The sequence below is a fragment of the Pseudomonas sp. 05N434 genome (assembly GCF_056396965.1).
The window spans coordinates 1-6,837 of sequence record NZ_JBFTMK010000301.1; the positions used below are offsets into that span (position 1 = coordinate 1).

At 57.7% G+C, this 6,837-nt stretch carries 7 protein-coding genes and 1 pseudogene; 2 read left to right on the top strand and 6 right to left on the bottom strand.

The window, feature by feature from the left end:
• Nucleotides 1-448, top strand: a 448-nt coding sequence (locus AC1DLB_RS18570) for a response regulator transcription factor (RefSeq protein WP_477785412.1), incomplete at its 5' end; no start/stop codon positions are given.
• A gap of 124 nt (nucleotides 449-572) precedes the next feature.
• On the opposite strand, the gene argC is transcribed toward AC1DLB_RS18570, so the two are convergent.
• Nucleotides 573-1,502 carry an N-acetyl-gamma-glutamyl-phosphate reductase gene (argC, locus tag AC1DLB_RS18575; protein WP_477744673.1) on the bottom strand — a complete coding sequence of 310 codons (930 nt, stop codon included), beginning with the start codon at nucleotides 1,500-1,502 and terminating at the stop codon, nucleotides 573-575.
• 114 nt (nucleotides 1,503-1,616) lie between these two features.
• Here argC and AC1DLB_RS18580 point away from each other — a divergent pair, with 114 nt between their 5' ends.
• Nucleotides 1,617-2,501, top strand: coding sequence for a LysR family transcriptional regulator (locus tag AC1DLB_RS18580; RefSeq protein WP_477744674.1), 885 nt, complete (start codon nucleotides 1,617-1,619; stop codon nucleotides 2,499-2,501).
• 93 nt (nucleotides 2,502-2,594) lie between these two features.
• Here the strand turns inward: AC1DLB_RS18580 and AC1DLB_RS18585 are convergent, their stop codons facing one another.
• The 5 genes and pseudogenes from AC1DLB_RS18585 to AC1DLB_RS18605 form a co-directional block, all read right to left on the bottom strand.
• Nucleotides 2,595-3,335: a Mut7-C ubiquitin/RNAse domain-containing protein gene (locus tag AC1DLB_RS18585; RefSeq protein ID WP_258669069.1), complete on the bottom strand. Its 741-nt coding sequence runs from the start codon at nucleotides 3,333-3,335 to the stop codon at nucleotides 2,595-2,597.
• A 125-nt stretch (nucleotides 3,336-3,460) separates the two neighbouring features.
• A complete protein-coding gene (locus tag AC1DLB_RS18590; protein ID WP_018925636.1) occupies nucleotides 3,461-4,225 on the bottom strand; it encodes an ABC transporter ATP-binding protein in 765 nt (254 codons plus the stop codon).
• Between the two features lie 16 nt (nucleotides 4,226-4,241).
• Nucleotides 4,242-4,952 (bottom strand): ABC transporter permease, encoded by a 711-nt coding sequence (locus tag AC1DLB_RS18595; RefSeq protein ID WP_064618600.1) that lies wholly within the window; start codon nucleotides 4,950-4,952, stop codon nucleotides 4,242-4,244.
• On the bottom strand, nucleotides 4,949-5,677 hold the full coding sequence (locus AC1DLB_RS18600; protein WP_477785413.1) for an ABC transporter permease: 729 nt from the start codon (nucleotides 5,675-5,677) through the stop codon (nucleotides 4,949-4,951). Before AC1DLB_RS18600 ends, AC1DLB_RS18595 begins: the two co-directional genes overlap by 4 nt.
• 56 nt (nucleotides 5,678-5,733) lie before the next feature.
• A pseudogene (locus AC1DLB_RS18605) lies at nucleotides 5,734-6,382 on the bottom strand (transporter substrate-binding domain-containing protein).
• Between the last annotated feature and the right edge of the window lie 455 nt (nucleotides 6,383-6,837).

Sequence of the window (6,837 nt, forward strand, 5' to 3'; positions counted from 1 at the left end):
ATATTTTGCACAATATATCTCTGTGGATGAGGCTCAGTACAATGTTCAGCTCGACGCCGATAGGACGTTATGTATTTCTGTTGGTAGCAAAGTCCGTTTTAATCAAGAACAAATAACAATGCTTGATATTATCAAGCCGTGGGTGACTGCATTAATGCATCAGCGCATGTGTTTTGAAATTGATGTAGAGAAAAATCTCGCTGAGCCACCTCTATGGCCAGAAACGATTACCCAGCTGGGCACGCAAATAACAGCGCGCGAAAGTGATGTGCTCAGATTGTTGCTCAGTGGCTTCTCTAATAAAGAGATAGCCGGAAAGCTTTCCCTCTCGGTGGAAACGATAAAGGTTCATCGGCGCAATATTTATGCCAAATTAAATATCAAGTCACAATCCGAGCTGTTTGCTCGATTTTTTATGCCCAAACAAGATGTTTTCTCTACAAGTTGAAGTCGGTGTTTTAGTCTGGATATTACCGTTAAATGGGTTCACGGCTTCAGGTACGAACCTGGCCTGACCTCTATATCCCGGCTCGGGACGAGGGCATCACGCTAATTTGCGCGGGTCATCGGAGTCATGTTCCTGCAAGCATCAAATCCAGATTCTGCACTGCTGCTCCAGCTGCTCCCTTCCCAAGATTGTCAAACACCGCAGCCAACAAAACCTGGCCCGTTTCGTCATTCTCAAACACAGACAGTCGCACATCATCAGTCCCGTTAAGTGCCTGAGGATCAAGGGACGTCAGCCCTTTAGCCTCCAGCATCGACATCACCTGTACATGGCTCGCATCGGCGTAGTGCCGCATCAGACACGCATGCAACTGCACCGCACTCACACCTGGCGCCAACAACCGGGTTTGCAAGGGGATGGTCAGCACGATCCCCTGCCTAAAAGCGCCATAGGCCGGCACAAACATCGGCCGCTCCGTCAGACCGCTTTGTTGTTGAATCTCTGGAATATGTTTGTGTGCCAACCCCAGCCCATAGACCTGAAACGCCGACGCCTGTGCTGCGCCTTCTCCCTCATGCTCTTCCACCCCGACACGTCCTTTCCCGGAATAACCCGACACGGCATGAATGTTCATCGGGTAATCCCTGGGCAGTAATCCGGCCTCCAGTAAAGGGCGCAGCAACCCTATCGCCCCCGTTGGATAGCAACCGGGATTGCTGACCCGTCGCGCGGCGGCGATGCGTTGGCTCTGCTGCGGATTCATCTCCGCGAAACCATAGGTCCAGTCTGGATGGGTGCGGTGCGCCGAACTCGCATCGATCACCCGCACGGCGGGGTTTTCGATGGTCGCTACAGCGTCGCGCGCGGCTTGGTCGGGCAAGCACAGAATCGCGATGTCGCAGTTATTGATGGCTTCGGCGCGACGTTGCGGATCCTTGCGATATTCGGGGCTGAGAGTGATAAGCCGCAGATCGCTGCGGTCGCGTAGGCGTTGATGGATTTGCAACCCGGTGGTGCCTTGGTCGCCATCGATGAATACAAGGGGACTTGCCATGGAATGCTCTCGGACGTTGGAAATCAGGAGTTCCAATCTTCAGTGAGGCGCTAAGATAGGAAAAGTTGAATTTATAAACGATGAAATTCAGTTTTTCTGAACGAGGAGTCACTCATGCGCGAAATCAGCCTGGACCGTCTGCGCACGCTGGTGGCGATTGCCGACCTGGGYTCGTTTGCCGAGGCGGCCCGCGTGCTGCACTTGGCGCCACCCACGGTCAGTTTGCATATCGCCGACCTGGAGGCGCGCGTGGGCGGCAAGCTGTTGTCGCGCACGCGTGGGCGCGTTCAGCCTTCGGCGATTGGGAACACACTGGTGGAACGTGCGCGGCGTCTGTTGGCGGATGCGGAGCAGGCGCTTGAGGATGTGGAACGTCAGGTACAGGGATTGGCCGGGCGTGTGCGGCTAGGCGCCTCCACGGGGGCCATCGCACAGTTGATGCCGCACGCTTTGGAGACGTTGAGCCAGCGCCATCCCGCTATCGATGTGCAGGTCGCGGTGCTCACGTCGCAGGAAACTCTGAAGAAGCTTGCCGAGGGCGCTTTGGAGATCGGTTTGGTCGCGCTGCCGCAGTCCCCGGTGAAGGGCTTGCGGATCGAGCCATGGCGACGGGACCCGGTCATGGCCTTCCTGCCGGCTCGCTGGGAATCCCCGGAGGTTGTGACCCCCGACTGGCTGTCCACTCAGCCATTGATTCTGAATGACAACACCACTCGTCTTTCGCGTTTGACTGCGGAGTGGTTCGCCAGTGGTGGGCCGCAGCCTGCGCCGCGTATTCAACTGAACTACAACGATGCGATCAAAAGCCTGGTGGCGGCTGGCTATGGTGCGACGTTGTTGCCGCATGAGGCCTCCACGCCATTGCCCGATACCAGGATCGTCATGCGGCCATTACAGCCCTTATTGTGGCGGCAACTGGGTATTGCCCACCGTAGTCGAGACATCGAACGGCCTACGCAACATGTGCTGGATGTGCTGTGGGAATTGAGTGCGGGGTAGGGGATTTTGTCAGAGGAGGGACAGCTTCTGGCCGTCATCTACCTGATGCAAAAGCCAGTGATTCCTGGCAACGCACTGGTCCGATGCGCTCGACTATCGGTCCAGTAGAGGTGCCAACAGCGCACACATGCCGCGCCAGTGCGAACCCTCCCAGTAAATCCGTTGGCAGGCGTCACAGCGCAGGAAGTGCGAATAGAGGACGCCAACGCGTGGCGGCACTTGCGGCCGGGCCAGTTCCGGGCTGATCTCGTGTAGCGGCAGGTTGCAATGGAGGCACAGGCTGAAGGGGCGCGCGCTACGCGCCAGGTCGAGGCGCTCGTACAATTCGCGCAGCTGCAGCGACGGTTTCAGGGCATGCACGTAACAGCCGTGGCTGATGATCCGCCGCTTGAGCAGTTCGCGGTCGCGGGTTAGCACGATGCGTCCTTGCTGCGCGGCGATTTCGGCGATCTCGGCATCGTCGAAGCCATTGTCGTAGAGGGTGTCGAAGCCGCTCATGCGCAGCAGACTGGCCAATCCGCCAAGGTGCGCATCAGCGACGAAGCGCAGCACCCGTAAAGGTTGCGCACGAACCTTGAGCAACGGACTGATGTCCAGCGTTTCGAACTTGGGATACACCGCCAGCCGGTCACCGTCGAAGATCACCCGCTCAAAGCCCACCGACTCGCCATTGAGCAGCACCATCTCGACCTCGGTGTGCGGTATCCCGAGCGCCTCGATCATGTGCTTGACCGTCGCCCCTCGCGCGCACTCGCAAGTGAAGGACTGCCGCCGTCGCTCGGCCGGCAGGAAATCGTTGAGCTCCTCGTAGAAGCGGAAAGTTGCACGGGTCATGCTGAACAGTATGGCAGGGCTGCAGGAAGAATGAGTTCAGCTGCTCAGTAGAGGGCGGGAGGGATGGATTATCAGGTTGAGCCAGCGCCTTCGAGCAACCCAGCGGTCGCTCGAAGGCGCTCCGGTTACTTCAGGTTGCCGCTGAGGAATTGCTGCAGGCGCTCGCTTTTGGGGTTGCCCAATACGTCCTCGGGCGCACCTTGCTCTTCGACCCGCCCCTGGTGCAGGAACAGCACCTGGTTCGACACTTTGCGCGCAAAGCTCATTTCGTGGGTCACCATGATCATGGTGCGGCCTTCTTCGGCCAGCCCCTGGATCACCTTGAGCACTTCGCCCACCAGTTCCGGGTCCAGGGCTGACGTCGGCTCGTCGAACAGCATGATCTCCGGTTCCATGCTCAGGGCACGGGCAATGGCGACCCGTTGCTGCTGACCACCTGAGAGAAACGCCGGGTATTGATCAGCAACCCGTGCCGGCAAACCGACCTTGTCCAGGTAGCGCCGGGCGCGATCCTCTGCGTCCTTCTTGCTGACACCCAGCACCCGGCGTGGAGCCATGGTGATGTTTTCCAGCACCGTCATGTGGCTCCACAGGTTGAAGTGCTGGAATACCATCGCCAGGCGAGTGCGGATGCGTTGCAGTTCGTTGGCATCGGCCACGCGCATGCCGTGGCGGTCATGGACCATTCGAATCGGCTGGTTGTCCAGACTCATGGCGCCGTCGTTGGGTGTTTCCAGGAAGTTGATGCAACGCAGAAAGGTGCTCTTGCCCGAACCACTGGCGCCGATCAGGCTGATCACATCGCCGGTCCTGGCGTTCAGCGAAACGCCCTTGAGGACTTCATGGTTGCCGTAACTTTTGTGCAGGTTTTCAACGGTCAGTTTGTACATGAACAAGCATCCTGAATTAGTGAGCCGGGCCCAGGAAAGACAACCAACGGCGTTCAGCCAGGCGGAACAGGCCGACCAGGGAGAACGTGACTGCCAGGTAGATCAACGCGGCGAGGCCGAACGATTGGAAGGTCAGGAAGGTCGCCGAGTTGGCGTCCCGCGCGACTTTCAGGATGTCCGGGATGGTCGCGGTGAAAGCTACGGTGGTCGAGTGCAGCATCAGAATCACTTCGTTGCTGTAGTAAGGCAGCGAGCGACGCAGGGCGGAGGGCATGATCACGTAGGTGTACAGCTTCCAGCCGGTCAGCCCGTAGGCTTTGGCCGCTTCGACTTCACCGTGGTTCATGCTGCGAATCGCCCCGGCGAAGATCTCCGTGGTGTAGGCGCAGGTGTTCAGGGCGAAGGCGAGGATGGTGCAGTTCATCGCGTCGCGAAAGAACGCATCCAGTACTGGCTGAGCCCGCACCGCGGCCAGGCTGTAAATGCCGGTGTAACAGATCAGCAGCTGAATATAGAGCGGCGTACCGCGAAACAGGTAGGTGTAGAACTGCACCGGCCAGCGCACCCAGACATTGCTCGAGACCCGGGCAATCGACAGCGGGATCGACATCACGAAGCCGAAGAAGATCGAAGCACTGAGCAGCCAAAGGGTCATGGCCAGCCCGGTGATGTGATTGCCGTCCTGGAACAGGAAAGGTTTCCAGTATTCCTGCAGTAGCTCGATCATCGCACGGCCTCCCGGGTGCCTGCGGCGTAGAAGATTTCCATCCGGCGCAAGACGTAGTTCGAAACGGTGGTGATCACCAGATAGATCAAGGCGGCCAGAATCAGGAAGAAGAACAGCTGATAGGTGCTCTTGCCCGCGTCCTGGGCCACCTTGACCAGATCGGCCAGGCCGATGATCGACACCAGCGCGGTGGCCTTGAGGATCACCATCCAGTTATTACCGATGCCCGGCAGGGCAAAACGCATCATTTGCGGGAAGACCACCAGGCGGAAGCGCTGGGCGCGGGTCAGGCCGTAGGCGGTAGCCGCTTCCATCTGCCCTCGCGGTACGGCAAGGATGGCGCCACGGAAGGTTTCGGTGAAATAAGCCCCGTAGATGAAGCCCAGGGTAATGACCCCGGCGCTAAAGGGGTTGATCTCGAYGTATTCCCATTCCATGAAGTCGGTAAACGAGGACAGCCAGGTTTGCAGGCTGTAGAAGATCAGCAGCATCAGCACCAGGTCYGGYACCCCGCGAATCAGCGTGGTGTAGATCTGCGCCGGCACGCGCAGCAGTTTGACTTTTGACAGCTTGGCACTGGCGCCCAGCAGGCCGAGCAACACGGCCACCAACAGCGACAACACCGATAATTTGATGGTCATCCAAGTGCCTTCCAACAGCAACGGACCGAAGCCCTGAAGGCTGAAGGCTGAGAGCCCCAGGTTTTGTAATAGGTTTTCAAACATAAATCAGCAACCTGATCGGGTGAAAAAAGCGCCCATCGCGAGATGGGCGCCGGGCATTACTTGCCGCTGTACAGATTCAGATCGCCAAAGTGTTTCTTCTGAATGGTGGCGTAGGTGCCATCGTCGTGTAACGCTTTGATACCTTTGTCCAGAAGTGCCTTGAGGTCTTTGTTACCTTTCGAGATACCGACAGCAGTTTTGGCTGGCAGCAATTCGCTGTCGACAGGCTTGCTGACTTCGTAATCGGCGCCTTTTGGCGACTTCAGGAAGCCCAGTTCGGCTTGCAGCATGTCCTGGATCGCGGCGTCGAGACGACCGGAAGTCAGGTCGGAATACACCTGATCCTGGTTGGCGTAGGCCTGGGTTTTCACGCCGGCCTTGTCCAGCACGGCTTTGGCATAGGCTYCCTGAATGGTGCCTTGCTCGTAACCGACGGTTTTACCCTTCAGCGTGGCGACGTCAGTGGTGAGGCCGGAGCCCTTCGAAATCGCTTTCGACCCATTTGCACTTGACCTTCAGCTCGGCGCAGATTGCATTGCCCAGGTCGATGTCGAAGCCCACCAGGCTGCCGTCGGCTGCCTTGGATTCGAACGGCGCATAGGAAGGGTCAACACCAAAACGCAATTCTTTGTATTCCTTTGCCAGCGCGGAGCCGGCAGCCATGCACAACGCCAGTGCAGAAAGGGTCAGCAATGCTTTTTTCATTATTCAATCCCTAAGAACCAATATGAGCGCTTGTGGCGCAGAAGTACTGTTACTGAAAAGCGTAAGACCTATTAAAAGTAGCAATTTCCGAACCAGAGTCCCGAACAAGCGTTTTAAAAGGTGGCACAGGAAATGGCAAAGCACGATTTGTGCACGAAAACGGGCGCTGCCAGATTCTTGCGTCTGGATGGTGCACAGGGAAGCTGATACCCATTAAATCTTGATGCTATTTGTGTAGCAGCTGTCGAGCCTGCGAGGCTGCGTTCGGCTGCGCAGCAGTCGCAAAATCAGAACTTGCGGTGCGTCAGGCGGACCGCATCAGCTGGATGCACGACGGCTACGCCGCCGAACGCAGGCTTCGCCAGCTGCTACAAAGGCAGGGGCCACAAGAGTCGGATCAAGCCAGTAAATCCTGCAACGTCGCCAGGCTGTCAGCTTCTTCCACCGACTTGTCC

Excerpts from the sequence above, each read along its gene's own strand:
- AC1DLB_RS18590 (WP_018925636.1), bottom strand. The coding sequence starts at position 4,225 with ATGTACAAACTGACCGTTGAAAACCTGCACAAAAGTTACGGCAACCAT.
- AC1DLB_RS18585 (WP_258669069.1), bottom strand. The coding sequence starts at position 3,335 with ATGACCCGTGCAACTTTCCGCTTCTACGAGGAGCTCAACGATTTCCTG.
- argC (WP_477744673.1), bottom strand. The coding sequence starts at position 1,502 with ATGGCAAGTCCCCTTGTATTCATCGATGGCGACCAAGGCACCACCGGG.
- AC1DLB_RS18595 (WP_064618600.1), bottom strand. The coding sequence starts at position 4,952 with ATGATCGAGCTACTGCAGGAATACTGGAAACCTTTCCTGTTCCAGGAC.